Source organism: Rhodococcus sp. MurmanLake-1 (genome assembly GCF_056945715.1).
In genome coordinates this window covers 507,938-534,407 of the sequence record NZ_JBWZNF010000003.1, presented here as the reverse complement: position 1 = coordinate 534,407, position 26,470 = coordinate 507,938, and the positions used below count along the sequence as shown (strand labels likewise).

Annotated in this window: 24 protein-coding genes; 8 read left to right on the top strand and 16 right to left on the bottom strand. The window is 61.0% G+C overall.

Annotation, left to right across the window (positions count from 1 at the left end):
• The first annotated feature begins 34 nt into the window (after positions 1–34).
• The 3 genes from AC2ETI_RS12435 (at position 35) to AC2ETI_RS12425 (ending at position 3,589) form a co-directional block, all read left to right on the top strand.
• On the top strand, positions 35–1,582 hold the full coding sequence (locus AC2ETI_RS12435) for an acyl-CoA synthetase (protein WP_069146932.1): 1,548 nt from the start codon (positions 35–37) through the stop codon (positions 1,580–1,582).
• On the top strand, positions 1,579–2,673 hold the full coding sequence (locus AC2ETI_RS12430; protein WP_047888211.1) for a CaiB/BaiF CoA transferase family protein: 1,095 nt from the start codon (positions 1,579–1,581) through the stop codon (positions 2,671–2,673). The genes AC2ETI_RS12435 and AC2ETI_RS12430 overlap by 4 nt, the downstream gene beginning before the upstream one ends.
• A 139-nt stretch (positions 2,674–2,812) precedes the next feature.
• Positions 2,813–3,589 carry an enoyl-CoA hydratase gene (locus AC2ETI_RS12425; RefSeq protein WP_446837270.1) on the top strand — a complete coding sequence of 259 codons (777 nt, stop codon included), beginning with the start codon at positions 2,813–2,815 and terminating at the stop codon, positions 3,587–3,589.
• A 78-nt stretch (positions 3,590–3,667) separates the two neighbouring features.
• Here AC2ETI_RS12425 and AC2ETI_RS12420 read toward each other — a convergent pair whose 3' ends face one another.
• The 5 genes from AC2ETI_RS12420 to AC2ETI_RS12400 form a co-directional block, all read right to left on the bottom strand.
• Positions 3,668–4,819, bottom strand: coding sequence for an acyl-CoA dehydrogenase family protein (locus AC2ETI_RS12420; protein ID WP_047888209.1), 1,152 nt, complete (start codon positions 4,817–4,819; stop codon positions 3,668–3,670).
• A gap of 16 nt (positions 4,820–4,835) precedes the next feature.
• Positions 4,836–5,819: an NAD(P)H-dependent flavin oxidoreductase gene (locus AC2ETI_RS12415; protein WP_446837271.1), complete on the bottom strand. Its 984-nt coding sequence runs from the start codon at positions 5,817–5,819 to the stop codon at positions 4,836–4,838.
• Positions 5,820–5,851: 32 nt separating this feature from the next.
• Positions 5,852–7,258, bottom strand: coding sequence for a 4-hydroxyphenylacetate 3-hydroxylase N-terminal domain-containing protein (locus AC2ETI_RS12410; RefSeq protein WP_069146936.1), 1,407 nt, complete (start codon positions 7,256–7,258; stop codon positions 5,852–5,854).
• 121 nt (positions 7,259–7,379) lie between these two features.
• Positions 7,380–8,819, bottom strand: coding sequence for an aldehyde dehydrogenase (locus AC2ETI_RS12405; protein WP_446837273.1), 1,440 nt, complete (start codon positions 8,817–8,819; stop codon positions 7,380–7,382).
• Between the two features lie 113 nt (positions 8,820–8,932).
• Positions 8,933–9,868 carry a helix-turn-helix domain-containing protein gene (locus AC2ETI_RS12400; protein ID WP_446837274.1) on the bottom strand — a complete coding sequence of 312 codons (936 nt, stop codon included), beginning with the start codon at positions 9,866–9,868 and terminating at the stop codon, positions 8,933–8,935.
• Positions 9,869–9,967: 99 nt separating this feature from the next.
• On the opposite strand from AC2ETI_RS12400, the gene AC2ETI_RS12395 reads away from it, so the two are divergent.
• The 3 genes from AC2ETI_RS12395 (at position 9,968) to AC2ETI_RS12385 (ending at position 14,090) form a co-directional block, all read left to right on the top strand.
• On the top strand, positions 9,968–11,680 hold the full coding sequence (locus AC2ETI_RS12395; RefSeq protein WP_446837275.1) for a thiamine pyrophosphate-binding protein: 1,713 nt from the start codon (positions 9,968–9,970) through the stop codon (positions 11,678–11,680).
• Positions 11,680–12,459, top strand: coding sequence for an SDR family NAD(P)-dependent oxidoreductase (locus AC2ETI_RS12390; RefSeq protein ID WP_047888203.1), 780 nt, complete (start codon positions 11,680–11,682; stop codon positions 12,457–12,459). The genes AC2ETI_RS12395 and AC2ETI_RS12390 overlap by 1 nt, the downstream gene beginning before the upstream one ends.
• Before the next feature lie 92 nt (positions 12,460–12,551).
• Positions 12,552–14,090, top strand: a complete 1,539-nt coding sequence (locus AC2ETI_RS12385; RefSeq protein WP_069146940.1) for a long-chain-fatty-acid--CoA ligase — start codon at positions 12,552–12,554, stop codon at positions 14,088–14,090.
• A 3-nt stretch (positions 14,091–14,093) separates the two neighbouring features.
• Here AC2ETI_RS12385 and AC2ETI_RS12380 read toward each other — a convergent pair whose 3' ends face one another.
• Genes AC2ETI_RS12380 through AC2ETI_RS12335 form a run of 10 tightly spaced genes read right to left on the bottom strand, consistent with a single transcriptional unit; the run spans position 14,094 to position 23,590 of the window.
• On the bottom strand, positions 14,094–14,735 hold the full coding sequence (locus tag AC2ETI_RS12380) for a TetR/AcrR family transcriptional regulator (RefSeq protein ID WP_069146941.1): 642 nt from the start codon (positions 14,733–14,735) through the stop codon (positions 14,094–14,096).
• A gap of 58 nt (positions 14,736–14,793) precedes the next feature.
• Complete coding sequence (locus tag AC2ETI_RS12375) at positions 14,794–15,348, bottom strand: hypothetical protein (RefSeq protein WP_019746822.1); 555 nt, start codon at positions 15,346–15,348, stop codon at positions 14,794–14,796.
• Positions 15,345–16,583 carry an MlaD family protein gene (locus tag AC2ETI_RS12370; RefSeq protein ID WP_264613859.1) on the bottom strand — a complete coding sequence of 413 codons (1,239 nt, stop codon included), beginning with the start codon at positions 16,581–16,583 and terminating at the stop codon, positions 15,345–15,347. The genes AC2ETI_RS12375 and AC2ETI_RS12370 overlap by 4 nt, the downstream gene beginning before the upstream one ends.
• Entirely contained in the window at positions 16,580–17,653 is a 1,074-nt protein-coding gene (locus AC2ETI_RS12365) for an MCE family protein (RefSeq protein ID WP_195791531.1), read from the bottom strand. Before AC2ETI_RS12365 ends, AC2ETI_RS12370 begins: the two co-directional genes overlap by 4 nt.
• A complete protein-coding gene (locus AC2ETI_RS12360; protein WP_446837277.1) occupies positions 17,653–18,732 on the bottom strand; it encodes an MCE family protein in 1,080 nt (359 codons plus the stop codon). The genes AC2ETI_RS12365 and AC2ETI_RS12360 overlap by 1 nt, the downstream gene beginning before the upstream one ends.
• A complete protein-coding gene (locus AC2ETI_RS12355) occupies positions 18,729–19,721 on the bottom strand; it encodes an MCE family protein (protein ID WP_483633973.1) in 993 nt (330 codons plus the stop codon). The genes AC2ETI_RS12360 and AC2ETI_RS12355 overlap by 4 nt, the downstream gene beginning before the upstream one ends.
• Positions 19,718–20,728, bottom strand: coding sequence for an MCE family protein (locus AC2ETI_RS12350; protein WP_020906102.1), 1,011 nt, complete (start codon positions 20,726–20,728; stop codon positions 19,718–19,720). The genes AC2ETI_RS12355 and AC2ETI_RS12350 overlap by 4 nt, the downstream gene beginning before the upstream one ends.
• Complete coding sequence (locus tag AC2ETI_RS12345) at positions 20,725–21,909, bottom strand: MCE family protein (RefSeq protein WP_446837279.1); 1,185 nt, start codon at positions 21,907–21,909, stop codon at positions 20,725–20,727. The genes AC2ETI_RS12350 and AC2ETI_RS12345 overlap by 4 nt, the downstream gene beginning before the upstream one ends.
• A complete protein-coding gene (locus AC2ETI_RS12340; RefSeq protein ID WP_020906104.1) occupies positions 21,906–22,751 on the bottom strand; it encodes an MlaE family ABC transporter permease in 846 nt (281 codons plus the stop codon). Before AC2ETI_RS12340 ends, AC2ETI_RS12345 begins: the two co-directional genes overlap by 4 nt.
• The gene (locus AC2ETI_RS12335; RefSeq protein WP_020968384.1) at positions 22,751–23,590 is read right to left on the bottom strand and encodes an MlaE family ABC transporter permease; all 840 of its coding nucleotides are present in this window, start codon (positions 23,588–23,590) and stop codon (positions 22,751–22,753) included. The genes AC2ETI_RS12340 and AC2ETI_RS12335 overlap by 1 nt, the downstream gene beginning before the upstream one ends.
• A gap of 228 nt (positions 23,591–23,818) precedes the next feature.
• On the opposite strand from AC2ETI_RS12335, the gene AC2ETI_RS12330 reads away from it, so the two are divergent.
• Both AC2ETI_RS12330 and AC2ETI_RS12325 read left to right on the top strand, forming a co-directional pair.
• A complete protein-coding gene (locus tag AC2ETI_RS12330) occupies positions 23,819–24,448 on the top strand; it encodes a carbonic anhydrase (protein ID WP_317551648.1) in 630 nt (209 codons plus the stop codon).
• A 97-nt stretch (positions 24,449–24,545) separates the two neighbouring features.
• Positions 24,546–25,295, top strand: coding sequence for a DUF4232 domain-containing protein (locus AC2ETI_RS12325; protein ID WP_029254432.1), 750 nt, complete (start codon positions 24,546–24,548; stop codon positions 25,293–25,295).
• Between the two features lie 25 nt (positions 25,296–25,320).
• On the opposite strand, the gene disA is transcribed toward AC2ETI_RS12325, so the two are convergent.
• A complete protein-coding gene (gene disA / locus AC2ETI_RS12320) occupies positions 25,321–26,406 on the bottom strand; it encodes a DNA integrity scanning diadenylate cyclase DisA (protein ID WP_024487741.1) in 1,086 nt (361 codons plus the stop codon).
• Positions 26,407–26,470: the final 64 nt, after the last annotated feature.

Below are 26,470 nucleotides of genomic sequence, written 5' to 3'. Positions count from 1 at the left end.
AAATGACCTTAGCGAACGAACCTTGGAGTAAACCATGTATCCCGGAGCGTATGTTGCGACAAACCCGGATAAGGCCGCGGTAATCGTTGCCGAGACCGGTGAAGCGGTGACGTTCGCGCAACTGGAATCGAATTCGATTCGGATTGCGCGAGTGCTCCACGGACTCGGGTTGCGGCGAGGCGACAACCTGGCCGTGCTCGCCACCAATAACGTTCAGGTCTTCGACATCTACTGGGCGGCTATGCGATCCGGTGTCTACCTGACGATGGTCAACTGGCACCTGACCGCTCCGGAAGGTGCATACATCGTTGAGGACTGCGAGGCAAAGGTAGTCATCGTCGATGCTGCTCTGGGCGAACTGGCAGAGACGCTGTCCGACCTCGTTCCCCGGCAGGTGACCAGGCTTTCCTTCGGCGGTCAACTAGACGGATACGACTCCCTCGACCAGGCGGCTGACATGGAGTCGGACATACCGCTCCCGGATCAACCGCGCGGCGCCGACATGTTGTACTCGTCGGGAACAACCGGCCGTCCCAAGGGCATCAAGCCGGCTCTACCGAATCGCCGGATACAGGATCCCGGCGATCAGATGACGACAATGAACCAAAGTGTTTGGGGTGTAACCGAAGACGACATCTATCTGTCCCCGGCGCCGCTCTATCATGCCGCTCCGCTCCGGACGTGCGCGTCGGTCCAGGCGCTGGGCGGCACCGTAGTGATGATGAATCGGTTCGATCCGGAAAAGGCCCTGGAATACATCGAGCGTTATCGCGTCACGTACAGCCAGTGGGTGCCGACAATGTTCGTGCGCATGCTCAAACTGCCACAGGAAACCCGAGACCGTTACGACATATCGTCTCTGCGACTTGCCGTCCACGCAGCCGCACCGTGCCCCGTCGATGTGAAGCGAAAGATGATCGATTGGTGGGGAACCATTCTGGATGAATATTACTCCTCGACGGAACTCAACGGCATGACCATTGTTCACTCGGACGAGTGGCTGCGAAAGCCGGGCACAGTGGGGCGAGCCGCCCTGGGAGTGCTCCACGTATGTGGGGAGAACGGCGAAGATCTACCCTCCGGCGAGGTGGGTACGCTGTACTTCGAACGTGACGAGTTGCCCTTCAATTATCACAATGCGCCCGAAAAGACCCAGGAAGCACAGCATCCCGCCCACCCGACCTGGACGACTACGGGTGATGTCGGCTTCATGGATGAGGAGGGTTATCTGTTTCTGACCGACCGTAAGTCCTTCATGATCATCTCGGGTGGTGTGAACATATACCCGCAGGAGATCGAGAACGTGCTGATCGAGCATTCCTCGGTATTGGACGCGGCGGTGATCGGGTTGCCCGACGACGAGATGGGGGAGATAGTGATGGCTGTCGTCGAGCCAGTCCCCGAAGCCGAAGCCGGCGATGCGCTTCGCGACGAACTGCTTTCTCATTTGCGCGGACAGATCGCCAAGTACAAGTTGCCGAGGCGACTCGTGTTCAGTACGGATCTACCTCGAACTCCGACCGGGAAACTAGTCAAAGGGAAACTGCGCGAGCGCTATTCAGGGAAGGTGTCCGTCGGATGAGCGGCCCGTTGCACGGTGTTCGAGTGCTGGAACTCGCCGGGTTGGGGCCGGGGCCACACGCTGCGATGATGCTTGCAGATCTCGGAGCGGACGTAGTTCGAGTCGAGCGTCCGTCTGGTGGACTCGAGATCTCGCCACGGGAGCAGGACCAACTTTTGCGGGGGAGACGGTCGGTGGAAGCCGACCTCAAGACCGAGTCAGGCCGAGAGCTGGTGAGGGCCCTCGTCTCGAAAGCCGATGTGCTCCTGGAAGGTTTTCGGCCCGGCGTGACCGAGCGGCTGGGTTTCGGTCCCGACGTGTGCACCGAACTCAACAGCCGGCTGATCTACGCACGTATGACCGGATGGGGCCAAGACGGCCCACTCGCGCAGCGGGCGGGGCATGACATTACTTACCTGGCGCTGACCGGAGTCCTGCACGCCATCGGTCCGGCCGAGAAACCCACGGTTCCGCTGAACCTCGTCGGGGACTTCGGCGGTGGCTCCATGTTCTTGATCGTCGGAATCGTCTCTGCCTTGTACGAGCGAGAGAGTTCGGGCAAAGGACAAGTGGTCGATGCCGCAATTGTCGACGGAACTTCGGTGTTGGCGCAGATGATGTGGTCGTTGCGAGGGAGCGGACAGTGGAGTGACTCACGTGCAACCAACCTCCTGGACGGTTCCACGCCGTTCTACGACACCTACGAATGTTCGGACGGTAAGTTCGTAGCAGTCGGTGCCCTCGAACCGCAGTTCTACGCGGCGCTCCTCCAAGGCCTGGATATCGCGCCGGAATCGTTGCCTGAACAGATGGATCGAAGGGGCTGGCCCACAATCCGAGAACGGTTCACGGAGGCGTTTTCGTCGCGCACGCGAGACGCCTGGGCAGCGCTGTTCGAATCGACGGACGCTTGTGTTGCTCCTGTCCTGAGTCCCGCCGAAGCCGCGCTGCACCCGCATCTTGCCCAGCGGGGAACTCTTGTCGAGGCCGACGGAATAGTGCAGGCGGCACCCGCGCCGCGGTTCTCCCGTTCCAGGACTGCACAGCCGTCAGGTGCTCGGCCACCCGGGGCCGACACCACCGTCGTGACGAAGGATTGGCTGGGCGGCTGAGGGGAAGAAGTACAGGCGAGGAATGTCGCGACAGCCTCTCTCGATCGTTCTTACGTTGCCCCCCTACTCATCGTCGATGGATCGCGAAGATCAACTTTTGTAGCACAACTCGATCGAGTCTGACTGACAAGGAATTTCAATGACCGAAACGCGACCGGATGTCTACGCGAGCCGAAACGGCGGGGTGCTCCGCATAGTTGTCAACAGGCCAGCGCGAATGAACGCGTTGACTACCGAAACCCTGGAGAGACTTGCCACGATCTTCGTCGAGCACGCACAATCCTCGGATGTGCGGGTGGCGGTTCTCGAAGGAGAGGGCAAGGCATTTTGCACGGGCGCGGACCTCGCGGACGTGACGTTGTCCGGTCCGCCGTCGGCGGACACGATCGATGCCGCCAATGCCTTGGTGCAGGCCATTCGAGAGTTTCCGTTTCCGGTGGTCGCTGCGGTACGAGGCCCTGCTGCAGGTGTGGGTGTTTCGCTGGCTTTGGCGTGCGACCTCGTGCTCGCGGCGGAGTCGAGTTACTTTCTGCTCGCGTTCACCAAGGTGGGATTGATGCCGGACGGTGGAGCTACCGCACTGGTGGCAGCGTCGATCGGTCGCGCGCGCGCGATGCGCATGGCGCTGCTGGCCGAAAGATTATCCGCTCGAGATGCTTTCGACTGCGGCCTGGTCTCACACGTGTGCGAGGACGACGCCTTCGCGGTGGAATTGGCAGACCTGACGCACCGATTGGGCGCCGGGTCGTCCCCTGCTTTTCGGTTTACCAAGAAGGCTATCAACGACGCTACGCTCACCGAACTCGGTGATGCGTTCACACGCGAGCGCATAGGCCAGATCGACCTGTTGGGTAGTGGTGATTTTGCCGAAGGTGTTGCGGCGTTTCAGGAAAAGCGCGCAGCAGTTTTCGGATAGACGAAGCGAGAACGGCGCTTACAACGACCGTGGTCCCGAACACAGGATGTTCGGGACCACGGTCGTTCTCGGTGCTGATCAACTCTTTGCGATGTCGCGACCGATTATCTCCTTCATGATTTCGGTGGTTCCGCCGTAGATGGTCTGGATTCGGCTGTCTACGTACGCCCGGGCGATCGGGTACTCCATCATGTAGCCGTATCCACCGTGTAGTTGTACGCATCGATCCACGACGCGCTTCTGAAGTTCGCTGGCCCACCACTTCGCCTGTGCCGCTTCGACTGCTGACAGCTGGTCGTCGTTGATGGCCAGGACTGCGTTGTCGACGTATGCCTGTGTCACGTCGATCTCGGTCAGCATCTCGGCGAGGGCGAATCGAGTGTTCTGGAAGTCGCCGATCGGCTTGCCGAAGGCGGTGCGGTCGAACGCGTAGTCTTTGGTCCATTCGTATGCCGCACGCGCGGAACTGATTGCGCTCGCGGCGATCGACAGACGCTCACGGGGAAGACGCTCCATGAGATGAATGAGGCCTCCGCCCTCCTCGCCCAGGAGGTTGCCTACCGGGACTCTTACGTTGTCGAACGACAGCTCGGCTGTGTCTTGACCCGCCAACCCCACCTTGTGGAGTTTGCGACCGCGGGTGAATCCGTCCATCCCACGTTCGACCACGAGGAGGCTGAATCCCCGCGACCCCGCTTTGAGATCGGTGCGGGCCGCAACGATGACGATGTCGGCGTGAATTCCGCTGGTGATGAACGTCTTCTGCCCGTTCAAGATCCAGTCGTCGCCATCTCGAACGGCGGAGGTCTTGATGCCTTGCAGATCACTGCCGGTACCCGGTTCGGTCATCGCGATGGCGCAGATGAGTTCACCGGCAGCCATACCCGGTAGCCAACGTGCTTTCTGCTCGTCTGTGCCGAGGTCGGCGATGTACGGAATGACGATGTCGTCCTGAAGGCCGAGTCCGGCGCCGAACGAGGTGGTACCGGTACGGGCGATCTCTTCGGCGACCACGTACCGGTACCGGTAGTCGAGTTCACCCGAGCCTCCGTATTGTTCGGGGACGGCCAGGCCGACGATACCCATCTTGCCGGCCGCGAGCCACGCTGATCGGTCGACGAGCCTGGCTTCTTCCCAGCTGTCGTAGTGAGGCGTGATCTCGCGGGCAATGAACTCGCGCACAGTCTCTCGGTAGGCCTCGTGGTCGGCTGTGAACAGTGTTCGACGCATGGGTTGCTCTCCTGTCCTAGACGGAAACGCGTTCGGTCATCGAACGCAAGCGTGCCCCGATGATGACCTCTGCTTCGGACACCATGCGCTGGACCAACTCGTCGACGGTGGGGATGTCGTGGATCAGCCCCTGTGATGTGCCGACCGTCCAGATGCCGGCGTCGGGATCACCGGTTTCGTAGACGCTTCGCCCACGCGCTCCTGCTACCAGGTCGCGCACATCCTCGAATTGTCCGCCGCGGGAGAGTATGTCGACAACCTCTCGGCTGACGATGTTGCTTGCCACGCGTGCAGTATTGCGGAGTGGTCGGAAGATCAGTTCGGTCTGTGTTTCGTCTGCAGCGACGATGGCTTCTTTGATGTTCTGGTGGATCGGAGACTCGGTGGTGCACATGAATCGCGTACCCATGTTGATGCCGTCTGCTCCGAGCGCCAGCGCGGCGACCAGACCACGTGCATCGGCGAAGCCGCCGGAAGCGATCATGGGTATCGAAATCTTTTCTGCGGCCGCTGGAATCAAGACCAAGCCTGCGACATCGTCTTCCCCTGGATGGCCGGCGCACTCGAATCCGTCGATACTGATTCCGTCGACACCGAGATCCTGTGCCTTGACCGCATGCCGGACTGTTGTGCACTTGTGGAGCACTTTGATTCCGGCGTCATGGAAGATCGGCAGGTGAGGATCGGGATTGGAACCTGCGGTCTCGACGATCTTCACGCCTGAGTCGACGATCACCTGGCGGTACTCGTCGTACGGCGGTGGCGTGATCGACGGCAGAATTGTGAGGTTGACGCCGAACGGTTGGTCGGTCAGGTCGCGGCATCGGGCGATTTCGTTCGCCAGGTCGGCCGGCGTCGGCTGCGTGAGTGCAGTGATGAATCCCAATGCGCCGGCATTGGCAACGGCTGCGACGAGTTCTGCTCTGCCGACCCACTGCATTCCACCTTGGACGATGGGGTGGCGAACGCCGAACGTTTCCGTGAATGCTGTCGAGATCATGAAAATCCTTGTTGTTCTCTCGGGACGAATGGTCAGAGGTGGGATATTCCGGCGAGGTCACTGACGTATTCGCGTGCCCTCATCGGATCGAAGGAGCGTGAGATCTGCAGTTTCTCGGCCTCGAGTGATCCTTCTGCGTGCGTGGCCAGGACTGACTGATATCCGCCGTAGTCGCGGGCGGTCAGATCCGCAATGAAGTTCAGCAGACGGAGACGCTTTTCGGCAGGAACTGCTGCAGCGTAGTATTTTTCGAGAACTACACGAATTTCGGGATTGTCCCAGTCTTCACCGCCGGGGCCGGTGGCGAGGAGGCCACCTGAGAGATCGGTGAGGATGGCGACCGCGTTGTGGAATCCATGTGCGAAGTGGTATTTGGCCATGTTGACGGCAAGCGGATCTGGTTGCCTGACACCGTGTGCTCCTGGCTTTGATCGAACGGCGGCGAGTTGAGCCAGTCCGCGCACGGTCTCGCTCCAGGTGATCAGTTCGGTGATCTTGCCCTTCACATGGCCTGCTTTGCTGATGCCGTTGGCCTCGGCGATCAGTGAAGCTGCTCCGACCATGATGTCGAGTAGGGGCAACTTGTAGTTGATGGCGGTGAACCGGTGGTAATCGACAAACGCCAACGCGAGTGGTCCGGCAAGTTCGGGTTGACGGTTGAGGAAGACTCGATTCTTCGGTACTCGGACATCGTTGAAGACGGTGAGCGATTCGAGGAGTTTGTGTTTCGTGGAGATCGGAAATTCGAAGGAGTTGCGTTCTCCGGCTGCGTAGGGAGAGACGTACAGCTCGAGACCCGGTGTGTCGATCGGGATGGCGAAGGACACTGCGTAATCGGCGTCTTCGGGGCCCATCGCGCGGGTGGGCAGCACGATCAACTCGTCGGCGTTCGCCGAGAACGAAGTGTGGCACTTCGCGCCGCGCACGGTGATGGAGTCGGCGTCCTCGTCGACGATGTGCAGGTAGAGGTCTGGGTCTGCCTGTTGGCGCGGTCCAAGTGACCGGTCACCCTTGACGTCGGTTTGCGCGACGGCGAGTGCGAGATCGCCGTCGCAGACCCGCTTGTAGAAAGCGCGCGCATTCTCGAGACCTTCACCGCTGGTTGCACGAAGAAGGGCGAACAGCGCATCGCTGCCCACCTCTTTGAGGACGATGGTTCCGCCGCCGCGCCGCGATACTTCCTCGATCAGGGCGCCGCGACGAATCAGATCGTCCGCAGATGTCGGCGCCACGTAGAACGCGCTGACTGGGTCACCGTCGACATCGGTGACCGCGAGGTCGGGTCGATCGTCGGCGATGTCGTAGCATAGTGCCGAATGATCCACTGCGAGAGTCAGTTCGGGTTCGGCGTAGACATCGGAAATCTTCTTGCCTCGGTAGAAGACTCGGCGATCGTCGCTGAGCCCTTTTCGGTATTGGTCACTGGATCGCACGGCCACTGGATACTTCCTTGATCTTCTGTAGCGGTTACTGCATTGAACCTAGCTTAACGATCGTTAAGTAAGTGTGCAATCATCATGTGCTCGACGATTTCCGGCCACTCATGGCGCAGGTGACGAATCAGGCCGTGGTGAAGATCGATTTGGTCTGGAAGTATGCGGCCAGGCCTTCCGGTCCAAGCTCGCGACCGATGCCGCTCGCCTTGGTGCCTCCGAACGGTGCTCCGAAATCGAGTGTGTAGCCGTTGATCCCGAACGAACCGGTATCGACTGAGCGGGCTATTTCCATCCCGCGGTCGAAGTCGGCAGTCCACACGGTTCCACCGAGGCCGTACTCGGAATCGTTGGCGATTGCGATGGCCTGTGCCTCGTCGGTGTATGGAATGACAGAGAGTACGGGGCCGAAGATCTCTTCGGTTGCAATCGTGTGGTTTGCGGAGACGTTACCGAAAACGGTTGGCTCCAGGAACCATCCGCGCTCGAGTGTGCGCGGTCGTGATCCGCCGGTCGTGATCCGTGCGCCTTCCGCAGTGCCTGCGGCGATGAAGGACTCGACGCGTTCGCGCTGCCCGGCGCTCACGAGAGGGCCGATGAAGGTGGTGGGATCCAACGGGTCGCCCACCGGCAGCGAATCGACCATTGCGGTGACGGCATCGAGCACTTCCTCGTAGCGTCCGACGGGCGCGAGAATTCTTGTCGAGGCGTAGCAGGTTTGTCCGGTGTTGATCAACGATGCCGTCGCCAAACCTGCCATCGTCGCGTCGAGGTCCGCATCGTCGAGAATGACTGCGGCGGACTTGCCGCCGAGTTCGAGCGATACCGGACGCAGAAGTTGTCCGCAGGCTGCTCCGATGTGTCGGCCTGCCGGTGTAGAGCCAGTGAACGCGACCTTGTGTACACCCGGATGAGCGACGAGGTATTTGCCGATTTCGGGTCCGCCGGTGATGATGTTGAGAACACCGGCAGGAAGACCGGCCTCCATTGCGGCCTCTGCCAGGACGAACGCGTCGAGCAAGGTCTCGGGTGACGGCTTCAGTACGACAGTGCATCCCGATGCGAGCGCGGGGGCGATTTTCATCATTGCGAGAAGAGATGGGAAGTTCCACGGTGCAATCGCGGCAACAACACCGATCGGTTCTTTCCGAACGATGGTGGTTCCCGTTCCGGCCAGCGCGTGACGGGGTTCTTCGAGCTCGGTCGTGCGGGCAAGCGCGGCGTAATAGCTCAAAAGCCCTGAAGGTCCCTGTCCTTCAGCGACAGTGGAGATCGATACGGGCATTCCGTTCTGCTGGCTGACCAATCGGGCTGTGAGGTCGGCGCGACGCCCCAAGGCTGCGGCAAATCGATCCAAGGCGTCGGCTCGGTCGGCAGGCTCGAGTCGCGACCACGTCCGGAAGGCCCGGCCCGCCGCCGCGACGGCAGAATCGACGTCGTTTGGTGCGCTGCCCGGCACGCTGCCGATCTTCTCTTCTGTGCTGGCCGAGTGCACCGAGATGGCGTCCGAAGTCGTCGGTGATTGCCAGGTTCCGTCTATGTAAAGGGCGGAGTGAGTGAGAATCATGCAGGCTCCTTGCGGTGGGTGGGTGTGCGGGGATCGGGGCGCTCACGTGGACGTAGGCAAACCGCCACACTCATTGACTTAGCGATCGTTATATAAGTCATTTGACTCACAAGCTATGTTGCTCCGCCTGTGGATGTCAATGGTCGAGGTGTCCGGCCGTGCATGAGAGTGGTGACCTGATCGGCGGCTTCACGCACAAGTTTGCCCAGTGCGGCGATCCGCTCCCCGGTCAGTGAGGACGGGGCATCGACCAAGCAGAGGATCAGCGCCGGTGTCGAGTCCTGGGCGAAGGCGACGGCATTGACGGACAGCAATTGATAATTGGCGTCGAGGTCGAGTGTTCCGACCGCGACATCCGCGGACAGAAGACGTCGCGCTTCTCTCAGTGCGAGTGCTGCCCTCTGGCCGCCGACTCCCGGGCCGCGCATCTCGGCGACGGCGTCGGAAATTGAACGTTCTTGTTGGTGAAGGCATTCCACGGCGAACCCGCGCTCTCGAATGGCCGTGAGGATTGGCTCGTACTCCGACCGTAGAAGTGCGGCCTCCGTGTCCAATGCCTCCTTGCCGAGGAGAAACCATTCGTGAAGGTCGTTCTCGTCGAACCATGCGGCAAGGCCTGCACCCAGTGGAGGTGCCATCAGCACATTGTCGCCGATGCGCAAGCCGAGAGTTCCGCTGCGCTTGGAGATCGGTTGAATTGCCTCGGCGACAACGAGGTCGGCGCCGGATCGGATGAATCCGAGACAGGCCAGTTCGGATGTGTCGGCCAGTTCTTGCATGACGGTGCGTGAAAGATCGACGACATCGATTGCGCGGGAAGCGGCTTGGCCGATGGGGACTAGCGCCGGGCCGAGTTGGTAGGTCTTGCGGATCGGGTGACGGACGAGCCAGCCGGCCTCGGCGAGAGCGACGACCATGGGGTAGCAGGTCGCCTTTGCGACGCCGAGGTGTCGTGCGATGTCGGCGAGGCTCCGCCCCGCCGTGGGGTCGGATGCCAGCAGTTCGGTCAGCATGACGATTCGATCGGTTTGAGGGGAATTTCGTGCCATGTGTTCGCATAATGCCACTCTGGCGTCGCACTGTGACCCACGATACAGTGAAATGACTTAGCGATCGTTAATCAAGCGGCAAACTCCGGAAGGAAATACATGATTGTCAACGGTGGCGAATTACTTGCCAGGGCACTAGCTGAAGCGGGCACAACCGAGGTCTTCACCCTGCACGGAGGGCACTTGGATGCTTTCCTCGTAGCCTGTCGACGTCACGGCATCCGGCTCACCGACACCCGACACGAAGCCACTGCGGGACACGCTGCGGATGCGTACGCGCGAGTGACGGGCAATTACGGCGTTTGTGTGGTCACCTCCGGCCCGGGCTTCACCAATGTCTACACCGCGCTGACCAATGCACTCCTCGATCGCACGCCGACTATCTTCGTCGTCGGTGCTCCGCCGATGCGTGAGACCGAGACGAATCCGCTTCAGGGTGGTTTCGATCAGATTGCCGCAGCTGTTCCGGTGACCAAGTGGGCATACCGCATCACCGATCCGGCACGCGTCCCCGAGATAGTTGCTCTGGCAATTCGTAAGGCGACGACCGGAATTCCGGGTCCGGTGCTGCTCGAAGTGCCGATCGACGTGATGTTCGGTGAAGCCGACGAAGACACCGTGAGATTTCCGGTGAACTACACCGTGAGTGCGAGGTCGGGTCCGACTGCTGCAGCGGTCGAGGCCGCTCTCGATCTGCTCGGTGAAGCGACGAACCCCGCCATTGTGATCGGGGGTGGCGTCACTTTCTCCCATGCGAGCTCGGCGCTGGTGGCGTTCGCGGAAACGGTGGACGTGCCGGTGTTCTACCCCGGGAAGTCCGATGGAGCGGTACCCGCAAGCCATCGACTGGCCGGCGGCGGACTGTTGGCGATCGGCTCGTTGCCTGCCCTTGGGTATCCGACCCCCGACGTGGTGTTCGTTGTCGGTGCCCGAGCCGGGATGTTCACCGGCGGACGCACCAGCTTGTTCCCCGGTGCGCGGTTGGTGCAGATCGACGTCGACGCGTCCGAAATCGGGCGTATGCAGGACGTGGACGTTCCGATACTTGCCGACTGTCGAGAAGCGCTCATCGCTTTGAAAACTGCTGCTGATCAACGTCAATGGCCCGATTGGAGTGCCTGGGTCGATGCCGCCACCAGTGCGAAACATGCGCACCGGCATCGTTTCGAGGACGAAGCGACGGAAAGCGGTAAGGCGCATCCGTACTTTGCAGCGCGCGCGATCGTCGAAGCCTGCCCGCCCGGTACTACTTTCGTGATGGACGGTGCCGAGGCCCCGTCGTGGGGCGAGTTCTTCACTACCGCCGAAGAGGTTGGTGGTGTCTTGAGGCTCGGCTACCTCGGATGTCTGGGTGTGGGGCCCGGTTTCGCGATCGGCGCACATCGAGCACGACCGGAATCACCCGTCGTGCTCATTACCGGTGACGGCGCGGCAGGATTCCACATCCAGGAATTCGACACGATGGCCCGTCATGGAATACCTGTTGTGACAGTGATATTCAACAATGCAGTGTGGGGGATGTCGATCCACGGTCAGGAAGCGGTGTACGGGGACGAAGGAATTGTCGTATCCGAACTCGCAGACAGCGCATACGAGAAGGTTGCCGAGGCCTTCGGTGGATACGGAGAGCGTGTTAAGGATGTCGCCTCCATCGCCGACGCTATGAAACGCGCGTTCGACGCAGGGGTTCCCGCATGTATCAACGTCGAGGTGGACCCGCACGTAGTCCACCCCATCACGACGATGATGCTCGGTGACGTCACGAGTACGGACGAAATCGTTGTCCCGTACTACGAGAACATTCCTCGCTGATGCCGGGGCGAATGGAAGGTGCAGTAGCCGTCGTGATCGGCGGAGCATCCGGTATCGGTTGGGCAACAGCGCAATTGCTGGCTGCCGAAGGTGTGAGCGTCGTGATAGGCGACATCGACATCGAAGGCGGGCGGAAACGCGCCGTAGAACTCGGTGGGCGAGCTGAAGCAGTCCGGGTCGACGTCGTCGACGAAGAATCGGTCAAGGGGATATTCGAGGGGGCCGAGGCGCAGCATGGTCGGTTGGATATCGCGGTCAATTGTGCCGGGGTGAATCTGCCGGGCTACATAACGGATTTGGAGGCGCAGACTTGGCGGCGCACCGTTGACATCTGTCTCACCGGAGGGTTCTTCGTGATCAAGCACGCGGCGCGTGCCATGACTGCCGGTGGATCGATCGTCTCGATCACCTCATTGAACGCACGGCAGGCGGCTGCAGGTTTTGCAGGATACTGCTCCGCCAAAGCTGGCCTCGCCATGCTCACCGAGGTTGCGGCACTCGAACTCGGAGACCGGGGGATACGCGTCAACGCGGTTTCGCCAGGTCTTGTCGAAACGCCACTTGTCGAGGGTCTCACCGGTGTGCCGGCTATTCAGGCGGACTTCACCGAGAACACTCCGCTCGGACGTAACGGGTTGCCACGCGACGTTGCCGAAGCGGTGTTCTTCCTCGCTTCCGATGCTTCTTCGTGGATCACGGGCGAGGTTCTCGATGTCAACGGGGGTGCCCACTTACGTCGGTACCCGGACGTGATGAAACACATCGGGGCGATGCAATAGCTCGTCGAGAGTTCGTCGGTGCTGATAGCGCCCGGGTGTCGTCCACGCGCCCGGGCCGGAAGTTACGTCCAATCCAGAAAGGGCTTTTCACGATGTGCTCGCAATATCGCCTTGCCGATGAGTCTCGACGCCACGCTGCTGCACGACCAGACGCCCTCGCGTTGACAGGTCGAGACGGGTCGATGACGTTTGCCGAGCTCGACCTCCGCACCAGTCGGCTGGCCAACGTTCTTCTCGACCTGGGTTGTAGATCTGGAACCAGGGTGGCCGTGGTGGACAGAGGCTCGACTCAAGTCGTCGAGATCGTACTTGCGGCAGCGAAGATCGGGGCAGTGGCAATCCCGATCAATTGGAGGTTGTCCGGCGCCGAGGTTGCCGAGGTGCTCGCCGACGCGGACGCTCGTGTGTTGTTCTTCCACAGTGAATTCGAGGGTGTGGTCTCGGCGGTGCAGGCATCGGGAGGGACGAAGCTGCGTGTCGTGAGGATCGACGGTTCCGAGGAGTTCGACTACGAAGCGCGATCGGCAGGCGCAAGTTCGGTCGATCCGGGATGGAGAGGGAGCCTGGACGACGTTGTACTGCAACTGTATACATCCGGAACGACGGCAAAACCCAAAGGCGTTCTCACGTCCAACAGGAACCTGGAGGCATGCACGCGAACCGGCGGGCCATGGGGATTCGACGAATCCTCGGTCAGCTTGTGTGCGATGCCACTGTTCCACATCGGTGGATTGGGTTGGGCGCTCGTGGGGCTTGCGAATGGCGCCCATAACGTCGTTCTCCCAGAATTCACACCTGCCGGTCTGTTGGAAGTACTGGAAGGGATGAGTATCACCAATACCTTTCTCGTGCCTTCCGTCATCGGGATGCTGGTCGACGTACCAGGCGCGCGAGAGCGCAATTTCGCAACTCTCCGATCGATCGCTTACGGTTCCTCCCCGATCACACCATGGGTCTTGAAGCGAGCTCTCGAGACGTTCCGCAAGCCCCTGTTCCAGGTCTACGGGCTGACCGAAACGCATGGAGCAGTAACACAACTTGATTCTTGTGACCATGCGGTGGACGGCGAGAAGGTCGGACTGCTGCGCTCGGTCGGAAAACCCTACCCCTGGGTGGACTTGAAGGTGATGTCACCGGAAGGCGAGGAAGTTGCGGTCGGCGAGGCCGGCGAGATCTATGTCAGGTCTCCGCAAACGACCGAAGGTTACTACCGACGGCCGGAAGAGACTGCCGCTGCGATAGATACCGACGGGTGGTTCCACACCGGCGACGTGGGACGGGTCGACAGCGAGGGCTACGTCTACATCACCGATCGGATGAAGGACATGATCATCACGGGTGGAGAGAACGTCTATCCCATCGAAGTCGAATCGGTCATCGCCGATTATCCGGGAGTATCCCAAGTTGCCGTCATCGGAGTGGAGGATCCACTGTGGGGCGAGGCGGTCAAAGCCGTCGTAGTTGCTGCTGCAGGGCATCAACTCGATACCGACTCGATTTCAGGTTTCGTTCGAAGCCGACTTGCCGGCTACAAGTGCCCCAAGTCCATCGAGATAGTCACGGAACTTCCGTTGGGTGCTACGGGCAAGATCCTCAAGCGCGAACTTCGGGCGCGATACAGGACAGTATGAGAATCAACGTGCACGCTTGCGGCCGGGTTTGCATCCAACCGTATTCAGTGCGATCACGGCGTACTTCTGAGCTACCTCTTCCGGGGTGAGTTCTCCCTCGGCGTGATACCAGCGCGGAATCGACTGGCACATCGCGAGAAGTGCGCGGGTGGTCTCGGGCACGTCTGCTACTGAGAAGAGACCTCGTTCCGAACCCTCGGTGACTATACCGAGCACCAATTCTTCGACGCCCTTGCGTACGACACGATATCGCTGTCGGTGTTCGGGACTGAGGTAGCGCACTTCCCCCTCGAGGGCTGCCAACCGAGAGCGGGTCGTCATACGAAGCACGATCGCTTCGACGACGTTGGTGAGCTGTTGTCGAGGGTCGTCTCCGCCGTCGGAGTACGCGCTGTGGGCACGAGCGAGGACGTCACTGGTCGAAATCTCCAGCAGAGCAAGGAGGATCCCCTCTTTGCTCTGGTGGTGGTAGTAGAGGGCGGGGATCGTCACGCCGACGCGGCGTGCGATCTCGCGTATCGAAGTACCGTGGAACCCGTTGTCGTAGAATCCTTCGAGGGCGGCTTCCAGGATAGGAGTCAGCTCGAGCGGCTCGATCCGTCGCCAACTGGCTGTGGCGTCCTTCGCCGAATCTTTCGTGGCCATACGTGGTCCCCTAGCTATCGCTCGATAATGCTCGGGGAGATACTACGCCGCGACGAAGTCACAACAACTGCACGTTGCTCAGTTTCCAATCGCCGTCCTCGCGGACCAGAGAAAGTTGCATGCGGTTACGGTCGATCCTCGGATCGGGGGAGTTGGTATTGGTGATCGTCTGATCGAGGAACACGAGCACCTCGGCGTTGTCGCGATCACTGCTCGCCAGCCCGGCTGAAATGATCTGAGCGGACGAGGTCGCCTGATACTGCACGATCATGTTCTGCAGGTTGGCTGCCACCTGGGCGTACTGACCGGCGAACTCACCGACAGAGTTGTCACGCACCACGGAAAGATTCTGATCGAGGTTCTGGAAGTTGTACGTCGCAAGATCAGTGGCGAATTGTCGTCCGCTGTCCAGTGCGCTGGTACGCGCGTCTTCGTCGGCCGATTTCTGCCAGGTCGCGAATGCGCCCCATCCGAGCGCCGCGACCACGACCAGGACGCCGGCAACGATCAACAAGGTCTGCTTGCGAAGCCGCTTGGGCTTTTCGACGATTGTGGGTGTCGGACTCTCGGGTGTCGGACTGTCGGGGGTCTGGGATTGGGGTGTCTCGGTCATTGCGTTCCTTGTACTAGTAGTGCGGCAAACGAGTTGTCACCGAGAACGGTGTTCTGACCACCGTTGAGGCCCAGACGAATCGACGTTCCGTCACCGGCCGCAACTGTGCCGAGAGCAGGATCGTATTCGGCAACCCCGTCGATCGTTCCAGTTCCGGTGGGGACGTTCTGCGAACCGCGATTCTGGATCCGGCCCGACTGGTCCGCGCAGTGTTGGTTCTTGTCGAGCGTGGTCGGTGAGGTGTCCTGTACCGATCGCCGGGGCGTGTCGTAGATACAGACCGGGCCGAGTGCTGTGATCAGATCAAGCTGTGCCCGTCCGTCTTTGACGATACTTCCGAACTTCTCGAATCCTTTGGGCACCACCACCAACAAGGCATCGACGGCAGGCATCCGTGCAGTGACGATCTGAGTGGAGACGAGAGAATTGGCCAACAGCAGACTGAACGGCTCACGACTCTGCTCGATGAGAGGCAGTATCTGATTGTCGAGAACACTCGGGCTTCGATCGAGGAGTGTGCGCAGTTGCGGATCGGAGTTTCGTACCTGATCTGTCAATTGGCGAAGTGTGAGTGCAACTTCGGGAAGAGCGTCAACATTTTCCTCGTTCGCAGTGAACAGTGAGCGCGAGTTCTCGACGAGTGTGTTGACACGCGGTTGATCGGCTTGGACAGTGCGCGCGAGCACGTCGAAGTTGTCGACGAGCGCCTGCAGATCCGGACCCAATCCGTTCAATCCCTCACCGAGTTCGTGCGAGAGGGTACGCAGATCTGCCGGATCGACGGTGTCGGCAGCAGCGTTGAAATTCGCAATCACGGTTCCCAACGCGACCGGGATCGAAGTTCGCTCAGTCGGAACAACCGAACCTTCAACCAGATACGGGCCGCCGTCGGTCTGCGAGGACAACTGAACTTTCAATACCGGAACGGCGGTGTCCTGGCTGATGGCCACATGCGAATCGTTGGGGATCTGTTGGTCGGCGGCGATGCTCAACGTCATCACGACGAGGTCCTGGGCAGAGTCCACCTCCACCGACTCGACGTCGCCGACGGTGACTCCGCGATAGGCCACTTCCGAACCCGGAGCGATTCCGGCCGCGTTCTCCAATTCGACGGTGACCGAGAATGTTCCGGTGAAAGGATCTCCGGCACCTACTTGTCGGAGCACATACGTAGTGCTTACCACCGCGATGAGGAGAAAGGCGACGATCTCGAAATAGACGGTTCGGTTCTTCATCGCGTTCCTCCTTGCAGGGGTGTCGTGATCGGCAGTTCCCGATCGGAGGCGGGCAGAGGTGGCAGTGGCGGTGCGGCGCCCGGAATTATCTCGTTGAGCACCCCGGTCACGGTGCCCTCGACATCGACGTCGAGGTCGATGTTCACGTAATCACCTGGGCTGGCGCGCTCGAGGAGCGCTCTTGCGTTGTCCAGGTTGGACATGGTCTCACTCAGTGTCGGGCCCATTGCCGAGAACTGGTCGAGGATGGGTGACAGTCGTCCGGTGATCTCGGAAATCTGGTCGGCCGACTGGTCGAGCACGGAATTGGTTGCGGTACTGAGCCGATCGGTTTCGTCGAGTAGATCGAGGAGCGGTTGTCGTTGGTCGGCGATCACGCCCAATGCGGGTGTGAGTGTTCGCAAGCCTTCGTCGATGGTGGCGCTCTCGTCACCGATCAGAGCGCTGAGCCGGTTCAGTGAATTCAGTGCCGAATTGATCGATTCCTTTCGGTCCTCAAGTGTTCCGAGAAAAGTGTCAAGGCGCGCAAGCAGATCGCGGATCGTCTCTTCCCTGCCGTCGAGAATCTGATCAGCCTCACTGACGATGTTCTTGACCTGCGCCAACCCGCTGCCGTTCAACAGAGTTCCGACGGCGCCGAGCAGTTGTGCGACATCGGGTCCGCGCACGGTCTCCGATCGCGCGATGGTGGAACCTGGTTCGAGCCTGGGGCCCGTTGGATCGACCGGAACTTCGAGGTTGACAAATGCGTCGCCGATCGGAGTGGACAGCTCGATCCGAGCGCGAGTGCCGACGGGTAGTTCGATGTCCGATTCGATTTCTGTATGTACTACGGCTGCAAATGTTTCCGCGCTCATCGACGTGACTCTGCCGACCACTGCCTGGCCGATCCGCACCTCGCCGCCGACGGGGAGTAATGACGCATCGACGAATTCCATGTTCAGCGGGTACGACTCTCCTGGCAGACTGCGCCCGAGGGGGAGGTGCTGGAAGTTGAGACTGCAGCCGGTCAACGGCGCCGCGATGACAAGTGCCACGACAACGCTCACCACGGACTTGTTCGACGCCATCAGTTGCCCCCACCGAGGATGCGTGCCAGGTCGGAGCTGCCTGCCGAAGGAAATTCGATGGGATTGACGATCCCAGGCCCGGTGCACAGCGGAATCGGCATCTTCTCGCACAGTTCTCGCGTCGTGTCGAACTGTGAGAGATCGGTGGCGACGTTCAATCGCGCTCTGGCTCGGCCTTCTTCGGTGACGAGGTTGGCGACGTTCTCGAATCCCGTTGGTGCCGTTTCGATGATCTCGCGCAGTTGGTCCTGTTTGGTCGCGACTGCACCGGCCAACTGTGCGAGCGCACCCAGATCGGCGGTGACCGCCTCGCCGTGTTCGGCGAGTAGCGCTGAGACCTGTCCGAGCAACGTGGTCAGGGAATCGAGCGCCCCGCTGATGTCGTCTCGCTGGGTACTGAACGCGCGGGCGGTGACTGTCACCGAATTCGACAGCGAGTCGACCTTGGTCTGGTTGTCCGCGATCAACTGCACGAGGGTGTTCAGGTTCCTCACGAGTTCGGAGATGTCGGGACTTGCACCCGCCAGTACCGAACTAGCCTGTGAGATGGACCGAACGGCATCGTTGAATGCTTGCCCGTTGCCGTCCAACGCGTGGGCGCCTTCTCCGATGAGGTCACCGATCCCACCGCCGTCCGCGCCAGGGCCGAGCGCCACCGTCAGTTCGTTCACCGATGCGGTGAGCTGGTCCCATGTCAGAGGGGAGTGAGTTCGTTCGAGAGGGATCACTGCGCCGTCCACGAGGAACTCACCGTCCTCGTAGCCGGGGCCGAGTTCGATCGTGCGGTCACTGATGACCGAAGGAGACAGGACCCAGGCCTGCGCGTCGGCCGGTATGCGTGTTCCGGACGGCAGGCTCATCGCCACTCGTACCCGGGACCCTTCCGGCGTGACGCTCTCGACCCTCCCGCTGGGAACTCCCAGAATAGTCACCGTGTTGCCGGTGAAGATGGCGTCGGTCGAGGTGAATTCGGCAGTGAGAGTGAGTTGGTGTTCGTCACGCGTGACGAACAGGACCGCACCGATCGCGCAGATCATTATCGCTGCCAGCACGGCGAGCTTCTTGACGGTCGTGGTCATCGACACCCCTGAACGAGCCCGACGACGCACAACCAGTTGTCCGGGATGAGGGTGGAGGGCGAGTTGAGGTCGAGCCAGTTGCCGTTACCGGTCGCATTGGTGACATACCGAACGCTGGGGGCGAAGTTGTCGAGCAACGTGGTCAGTGATTGTTCGTTCTCGGAAAGCACTCCCGTCACCTCGTGGATGTCTCCCATGACCGAGTCGACCAATGCCTGGTTGTCGCCCAGGAACTGGGCAAGTGTGGTGCTCAACTGATTGAGGTCTTGTACAAGCGCATTCAGCACATCTCGCCGGTCGGCGATCGTGGCCATCACCAGGTCCGCATTTCCCAGAAGGGTTTCCAGAGTGTCCTTTTGCTCGATCAGTGTTGCGGTCATCTGCTGCGCTCCGGTGAGAAGGGAACGGAGCGCAACGTCGTTGTCGTTGACTACTCCGGAGAGTGCGTCGATTCCCTCGAGCGAGCGGCGAATGAGTTCGGGATCGTCCGGTGAGTTGTCGGACACCACGGTCAGCATGTTTCGCAGTTGTTGCAGATCAAGGTTTTCCGAAGTGGATTGTGCTCCTCGTCCGAGATCGTCGAGGGTGAACGGAACACTCGTGTTCTCGATGGGAATGGTCGAACCTCCGGGTAACGAGCGCGATCCGTTCGGAGTGATGTCGAGCGAGCGTCGGCCGAGCAGAGTCGAGATCTTGATGTCCGCGCGCGAGTTTTCGCCGAGAGTGACGCCGTCGTCGAGTCGGAAGGTGACTTCAACGGAGTTGCCGCTGACCGCCAACGAGGTGACCACCCCGCTCGGGACTCCCGCGACGTTGACCGGATCGTCCTGCGTCAATCCGGTGGCGTTGGCAAACACGGCGTTGTACTCGTTGGTCTTGACCTTCAAGATCAATTGAGGGACAACGAGTGCGGCCAGAACGACACAGACTCCGACGAGAATGCAGATCATTCCGTTGCGGACCGGGGTCTTGACGGTGAGCCAGTTCATCGGCACACCGCCGAACGCTCGGGGCCGCCGAGAGTCACCGATTGGTCCAGCGCGCTGAGCCGGAAGTTACAGATGTAGATGTTCGCCCAACTGCCGTAGCTCATTGCGATTCCCAATTGGGTGAACAGTTGATCGAAAGCGGTGATACCGGTCGCCAGCGACTCACGATTGTCGACGACGACGCTGGCCGACTGATCGATCGAAGTCAGCGCGCCAGCCAAGTCCGGTTCCACGCGCGTCACCAAGTCCTGAAGGGAAGAAGTCAGGGCACCTGCGGAATCAACTGCGGCCGAGATCTGTTGGCGATCCTGTGCCAAACCGCCTACCAGCGTGTCGAGCGTGTTGATCATCTCGACGAAGTTGGGTCGATTCGTCGTCGTGACGGTGAGTACCCGGTCGAGGTTGGTCAGTAGTTGGTCCAAGATCGCGTCTCGGGACGTCAAGTTCTCGGTGACGGCAACTGTGCGCTCCAGCAGGCTTTCGATGGTGGAACCTTGTCCTTGGAATACCTGGACGACTTGTGCGGCAAGCTCGTTGACTTCTGCGGGGTCAAGTGCGTCGAACAGGGGACGGAAACCGCCGAGGATGTCGGTGAGGTCGATCGCCGGCTGAGTCTGTTCCACGGGAATTGTGGCTCCGGGGGAGAGGTAGTTGCCGGCTACGAGTTCGCCCTGTCCGGGTTCAATCGAGATCGTCCGTGCCCCCAGCAGATCTGCATACCTCACCACAGCCCGACCGTCGGTCGGAATACGTTGTGTAGATTCGAGTTCGAAGCCGACGACGGCTTGGTTGTTCACCAACTCGACGCTGTCGACGCGCCCTACTCGCACCCCGGCGATCTGAACATCGCTGCCGGTGACCAGGCCGGAGGCATTGACGAAGACGGCCCGGTACTGCGAACTAGACCCGGAGACTGGGTTGATCAGAGTGCTCACCACGACCACGGTGGCGAGAATCGACAGCGCGGCAAACAGTCCGAACCTGATCAGAGATTTCTTCACGCTCATCCGCCCACCACCGTCGTGCCGCGAAAGACCGGCCCCGCCACGAGAGTGTCCAAAGCTGTACTGCCCTGGGTGATAGCTGAGATCAGGGATTGTTCGGCAGGGCTGCCGACCGGGCCGACGGTTCCGCCGAACGCGGTCGCGGCGGCAGGACAGTTGGGGCCGCGGGTCCCGTCGTATTGTGGGCAGTCGGTCTTTCCGTACGGATACAGATCTGTGACAGACAGGCGCAGGTCAGTGCTGAGCCACGGGCCGTGCGCCAATGCGGGCGGGAGTTTGATCGTGAGATTGCGCAGGCCGTTGTAGAAGGTGGTGATGTGGTCCGGCCGCGAAGTGATTGCACCGGTGAGGGAATCGGCGTCGTCGACCAAGGTGATCAGGCGGTCGCGATTGTCGCCGATCAGACTCGTGGCAGCAGATCCCGTGCTGGTGCCTGCTCGCAGAAGCCCCGCCAATCCGTCGGATTTCTCGACGACGGTCTTGGATGTGGTGATGGAGTTCTCGAATGCGGCGAGCATGTCGGGCGCACTCGTCGAGAGACTGTCGGCGAGCGTGGCTATGTCGTCGAGGTCGTCACCGAGTCCGTCGATGACGGGCTGCGCACCGACCAACGCTTGGTGGACTGAATCGAGAGACTCACCGATCTGGTTTCCCTTGCCGCTCATCGCATCCGAGACTGCCGTGAGCGCCACGTTGATGTCGGCGGGGTCGAGGGAAGAAACGAGCGAGTAGATCCGTGAGATCGATTGGTAGAGCTGGACCGCGACTTCGGACTGATCTGATGCCAACTCGGTACCCGGCGCGAGAGCAGGACCGCGCGAGAGACCGTCAGGTTGAATCAGGTCCACGAAGAAGTCGCCGAAGATGTTGCGGGGCATCAGCCGCACCTGACTTGCCGACGGTATGTCCTCGAATGCACCCTCGTCGATTGCGAGTGAGATGGTGGAAGCGGTGGTGCCAGGCTCGATATCGGCGACCGAACCGACGACGACGCCGCGGTACTGAACCGAGGATCCGACTCGCAGCGCACCGGCGCTGGCAGGGACGACAGCACTGACCTGCGGTGTGGAACTGAACGTGTCCGTGCCCCTGCTGAACAAGAAGACGTAGGCGACGATCAGCAGGACTATCGCAAGTAAACCACGCAGTGCCAGTGTAATTCGACTGGTACCCGTGACGATCATCCGGTCAACCCGGGCACCTGAGGTTTGAGTCCCCAGAGCGCGATGGTCATGGCGACGTCGGTGAAGGCCAGGAAGACGATGCTGGTGCGCAGCGCTCGCCCGGCTGCTCGCCCGACGCCTTCAGGTCCGCCCGTCGCGGTATAACCGTAGTAGCAGTGCACGAGGGTCACGACGACCGCGAACACCATGACTTTTATCAAGGACAACCAGATGTCGTTGGGAGAGAGGAAAAGACTGAAGTAGTAGCCGTATGTTCCCTCCGACTGGCCTTTGACCCGGATCACCGCAAGCGCCGTTGCCATGTACGAAGCAAACAGGCCGACCAGGTACAGCGGGACCACCGCGATGAGCGCCGCGATCATTCGGGTGGTGACCAGGTATCGCAGCGAGGGAATCGCCATGACTTCGAGTGCGTCGATTTCCTCGGAGATCCGCATGGCTCCGAGCTGCGCGGTGAATCCAGTTCCGACCTTGGCAGCCAAGGTGATTGCGGCAACGAGTGGTGCGACCTCACGAGTATTCGCGATGGCGGACATCACGCCGGACAGCGGTGCGAGGCCGACGAGGTTGAGTCCGCGGTAGCCCTCGAGTCCGATCTGGGAACCTGCGAAGAACGAGATCGCGAAGATCACGACGACGCTGCCGCCGCCGGCGAGCAGGGTGCCCGAACCGAATGCCACCTGGGCGACGAGACGGGCGACTTCACGCCAATATCGCTTGAGGGTTGCCGGAATCGAGGTGATGACACGCGCGTGGAACGTGAACTGATCGCCGAGTCGACTCAGACCGTCGACGGTGCGCGAACTGGCCCGCTTGGCACGAATTGCGATGGGCAGGTGCATCAGTAGGCACCCTTCACCGAGACGAACAGCGGGTAGAACTGGGTAATTGCGAGGTTGGCGACAAACACGAGGACAAACGAGAGCACGACGGTCTCGTTGACTGCGTCGCCGACGCCTTGAGCTCCGCGCTTGACGGTCAGGCCCTTGTAGCAGGCCACGATTCCCGAGATGAGAGCAAAGGCAACGGCTTTGATACCGGAGACGACGAAGTCGCTCGGTTGACTGAATTGAACAAGATTGCGCAGGAAGCTCTGTGCGTTGCCGTCGAGTATCAGGACGTGAACGAAGAGGCTTGCGCCCAAACCGATCACGAGAACTATCGAATTCAGCAGGAGGCAGACGACGGCAATTGCGATCATCCGCGGCACGACCAGGCGTTCCAACACCGGCAGGCCCAGTACTTCGAGCGCATCGATCTCTTCGCGGATCGTGCGCGCTCCCAAATCTGCGCAGATTGCGGAACCGCCGACGCCGGCGATGATCAGGGCGCAGACCAGCGGTCCGGCCTGTCCGATGATGAGGAACGCGACGACTGCACCGCTGTATGAACCCGCGCCGATTTGGTCTGCGAGCGAACCGATCTGGAGAGCTACGCCCACGCCGAGGGGAATCATCACCAGTGCCGAAGCGACCGAGGTGACGTGGGCGAGAAACCACATCTGGTCGAGCGCCTCACGCCAGGCGAGGCGCTTGTGTCGCAGAGTTGTGAAAGCGGCGACGCATACGCGAACGGTGAAGGTGAACAGCAGTCCGATCTCGGACAGCAGGTTCGAGAACATGTTCGTCTTGGCGGGGGAGGCAGGCGTTGCGTCCCCGGTTGTTCCAACTTCAGTGCTCACGCCATCCCCCTTTCCGGCCGAATCGTTCTGGTCGGGTTTCTTCGATCACACTCGGAAGGTCGAAGTGCTCCAGGTCACGTTCGGAGACGGTATCAGGAAACTGACTCTGAAGTAAGTTCCAATTCGGGCACGCCATCACAAGGCGTGAATGTGGACGCGGAGCTTCCGTTTGCGTCTACGCAACCTTCCCGGCGAGAGTCCGAAATGCGACGGGTGCACAATGAGTGAATGCCACGATCAAGCCCCATTTCCGCTTGGAAGTCCCTTCGCGAAGGCAACGAGCGATTTGTCAACGACGCGTCCATTCACCCCAGCCAGGGAATCGCCGATCGCGCGAAGCTCGTCGATGGGCAGCACCCCACCGCGGTGCTGTTCGGTTGCGGTGATTCGCGCGTAGCCGCCGAGATCATCTTCGATCAGGGCCTCGGCGACATGTTCGTCGTGCGTACGGCAGGTCACGTGCTCGACGATTCGGTGCTCGGTTCGATCGAGTACGCGGTTCACGTGCTCAACGTGCCGCTCATCGTCGTCCTCGGTCACGACGGTTGCGGTGCGGTGAAGGCAACGCTCGACGCCCTGGACAAGGGTGCGGTTCCCGACGGCTTCATTCGCAGCGTGGTCGAGCGCGTTGCTCCGTCCATCCTGATGGGGCGCAACGAGGGCTTGTCCACCGTCGACGAACTCGAAGGTCGACACGTCGTGGAGACCGGCTCGTTGATCATGCAGAGGTCGCGGATCATCGCAGACAAGGTGGACAACGGTGCGTGCGCGATCGTCGGCGTCACGTACACATTGTCCGACGGTCACATGCGAGTTCAGGGCGCGGTCGGCGACATCGGCGAGAGCGTCGAGGGTTAGATCTTCCGGGGCAGTGATACCCGGTAGCAGACAATGGGTACCGACACGCCGCCTCAGCTGACGGTTAGTGGACCCTGCGCCAACTACCGTTGAGTCCGTGTTGGAACCGAATGGACCACTGCCCCCCGAGATCTACTGGCGTCGCCGGGCGCTGGCCATTGGTGCCGCCGTCATTGCACTGGCGTTGATCATCTGGGCGGCGTCCGCCCTCTTCGGCGGTGGAAGCGATACTCCTGAGGCCAATTCGGCCGCTGCGAGTTCCTCGCTGACGACGGACGTCTCCTTCACCCCCAACCCTTCCGGCTCCAACGCGCCGGACGGTAACGGTGGTTCGGGTGGCGGTGCTGCGGGTGGATCAGGTGGCTCGGGCACGCAGGCTTCGGGATCGTCGACGTCGGCATCGTCCTCGTCCTCGTCGACCACCGGCGCTCCGGTCCCGGCTGGTCAGTGCGCGGACTCGTCGTTGGCAGTCAAGGCGACCGCAGACAAGGCGACCTTCGCTCCTGGTGAAGAGCCGTCCTTCACGATCGTCATCACCAACATCGGTTCGGCACCCTGTGATCGAGATCTGGCGGGCGGCCTTCAGCAGGTGCTCGTCTACAGCATCGACGGCAAGACCCGGTTGTGGTCCAACGTCGACTGCTATCCCCAGCCCGCCGCTGACGTGCGCAATCTCGCTCCCGGCGAGCAAGCTGCGTTCAAGGTCGCCTGGTCGGCCACGACGTCGACCCCCGAGTGCGCGACCGCGCAGAACCCCGAGCGCAATCCGGTGGGCGCAGGCGCGTACACGGTTGTCGGTCAGCTCGGTGCACTGCGAAGCTCCCCGGAGCCGTTCAACATCGCGTGAGAGCGGGCAAGCCCGAACAGGCCCGCTAGTTGAACGATCCGGTGATCGACGTCTCCGCGAGCCGGGAAAGTCCCTCACGGATGTGACGGGCCCACAGCCCGCCGATGCCCTCGACCGACTGCAGATCGGCAGCCGTAGCGGCCAGCAGCGACTGGAGAGTGCCGAAGGATCCGACCAGCCGGTGGATCTGATGGAACTGCAATCGAGGCACACGCATCAGTACGCGATATCCGCGAGGAGTCATCGGAGTGTCGAGGGCTTCGATCGTGCCCGGATAACCGAGAACACGCGCAAGAGTCGTGAGATCGAGTAGGTCGGCGTCGGTGACGCGATCGAGTGCAACGAGGACGTTGTCCATCGCCGCGGTGCCGATGGGTTCGGGGCCGGCAAGATAATCCCGAACGATCAGTTGACGTGCAATGTCGTTGTCGCCGACCAGTTCTTCGAGCTGCAGTGCCAGCTGGCGACCGTCGGTGCCGAGCTCGAGGACATCCTGCTCGATTTCGATCGACACACGGCGAACCATTTCGAGTCGCTGTACGACGGTCAACGCGTCGCGCAGAGTCACGAAATCCTCGATCTCGACCACCGACAGTTGCCGTGTCACTTCGTCGAGTCGCGCTTTGTATCGTTCGAGCGTCGCGACGGCCTGGTTGGCGCGCGAAAGTATGGTGGCCGAGCCGTCGATGACGTGCCGGATACCACCGACGTACACACTGACGATCGACATCGACTGACTGACCGAGACCACGGGATAGCCAGTTTGAATTGCCGTGCGCTCGGCGGCACGGTGCCTGGTGCCGGATTCGACGGTGGGAATCTTGTGATCGGGAACCAGTTGGACATTGGCGCGCACGATGCGTGTGCCGTCCGTCGAGAGGACTACCGCGCCGTCCATCTTCGAGAGCTCACGCAATCGGGTCGGTGCGAACTCCACGTCGAGGTTGAATCCGCCGTCACACAGCGCTTCCATCTCCTCGTCGTATCCGAGGACGATCAGCGCGCCGGTACGTCCGCGCAGAATTCGTTCGAGCCCGTCTCGCAAAGCGGTACCCGGCGCCAACCTGGCGATGGTCTCTCGCAATGCCGACGACGACTGTGTGTCCGCCATCGCACTGATCATTGAGAAACTCCCTGCTGAGGTCGATGTCACTTCGGTCGGGTCCGATGCCTGC

Bases quoted from the DNA above. Each gene is read 5' to 3' on its own strand.
- AC2ETI_RS12430 (WP_047888211.1), top strand. From the start codon at position 1,579: ATGAGCGGCCCGTTGCACGGTGTTCGAGTGCTGGAACTCGCCGGGTTG.
- AC2ETI_RS12355 (WP_483633973.1), bottom strand. From the start codon at position 19,721: ATGAACTGGCTCACCGTCAAGACCCCGGTCCGCAACGGAATGATCTGC.
- disA (WP_024487741.1), bottom strand. From the start codon at position 26,406: ATGGCGGACACACAGTCGTCGTCGGCATTGCGAGAGACCATCGCCAGG.
- AC2ETI_RS12365 (WP_195791531.1), bottom strand. From the start codon at position 17,653: ATGGCGTCGAACAAGTCCGTGGTGAGCGTTGTCGTGGCACTTGTCATC.
- AC2ETI_RS12340 (WP_020906104.1), bottom strand. From the start codon at position 22,751: ATGCACCTGCCCATCGCAATTCGTGCCAAGCGGGCCAGTTCGCGCACC.
- AC2ETI_RS12395 (WP_446837275.1), top strand. From the start codon at position 9,968: ATGATTGTCAACGGTGGCGAATTACTTGCCAGGGCACTAGCTGAAGCG.
- AC2ETI_RS12415 (WP_446837271.1), bottom strand. From the start codon at position 5,819: ATGATCTCGACAGCATTCACGGAAACGTTCGGCGTTCGCCACCCCATC.
- AC2ETI_RS12380 (WP_069146941.1), bottom strand. From the start codon at position 14,735: ATGGCCACGAAAGATTCGGCGAAGGACGCCACAGCCAGTTGGCGACGG.
- AC2ETI_RS12360 (WP_446837277.1), bottom strand. From the start codon at position 18,732: ATGACCACGACCGTCAAGAAGCTCGCCGTGCTGGCAGCGATAATGATC.
- AC2ETI_RS12425 (WP_446837270.1), top strand. From the start codon at position 2,813: ATGACCGAAACGCGACCGGATGTCTACGCGAGCCGAAACGGCGGGGTG.
- AC2ETI_RS12350 (WP_020906102.1), bottom strand. From the start codon at position 20,728: ATGAGCGTGAAGAAATCTCTGATCAGGTTCGGACTGTTTGCCGCGCTG.
- AC2ETI_RS12385 (WP_069146940.1), top strand. From the start codon at position 12,552: ATGTGCTCGCAATATCGCCTTGCCGATGAGTCTCGACGCCACGCTGCT.
- AC2ETI_RS12375 (WP_019746822.1), bottom strand. From the start codon at position 15,348: ATGACCGAGACACCCCAATCCCAGACCCCCGACAGTCCGACACCCGAG.
- AC2ETI_RS12405 (WP_446837273.1), bottom strand. From the start codon at position 8,819: ATGATTCTCACTCACTCCGCCCTTTACATAGACGGAACCTGGCAATCA.
- AC2ETI_RS12420 (WP_047888209.1), bottom strand. From the start codon at position 4,819: ATGCGTCGAACACTGTTCACAGCCGACCACGAGGCCTACCGAGAGACT.
- AC2ETI_RS12400 (WP_446837274.1), bottom strand. From the start codon at position 9,868: ATGGCACGAAATTCCCCTCAAACCGATCGAATCGTCATGCTGACCGAA.
- AC2ETI_RS12345 (WP_446837279.1), bottom strand. From the start codon at position 21,909: ATGATCGTCACGGGTACCAGTCGAATTACACTGGCACTGCGTGGTTTA.
- AC2ETI_RS12330 (WP_317551648.1), top strand. From the start codon at position 23,819: ATGCCACGATCAAGCCCCATTTCCGCTTGGAAGTCCCTTCGCGAAGGC.
- AC2ETI_RS12370 (WP_264613859.1), bottom strand. From the start codon at position 16,583: ATGAAGAACCGAACCGTCTATTTCGAGATCGTCGCCTTTCTCCTCATC.
- AC2ETI_RS12435 (WP_069146932.1), top strand. From the start codon at position 35: ATGTATCCCGGAGCGTATGTTGCGACAAACCCGGATAAGGCCGCGGTA.
- AC2ETI_RS12390 (WP_047888203.1), top strand. From the start codon at position 11,680: ATGCCGGGGCGAATGGAAGGTGCAGTAGCCGTCGTGATCGGCGGAGCA.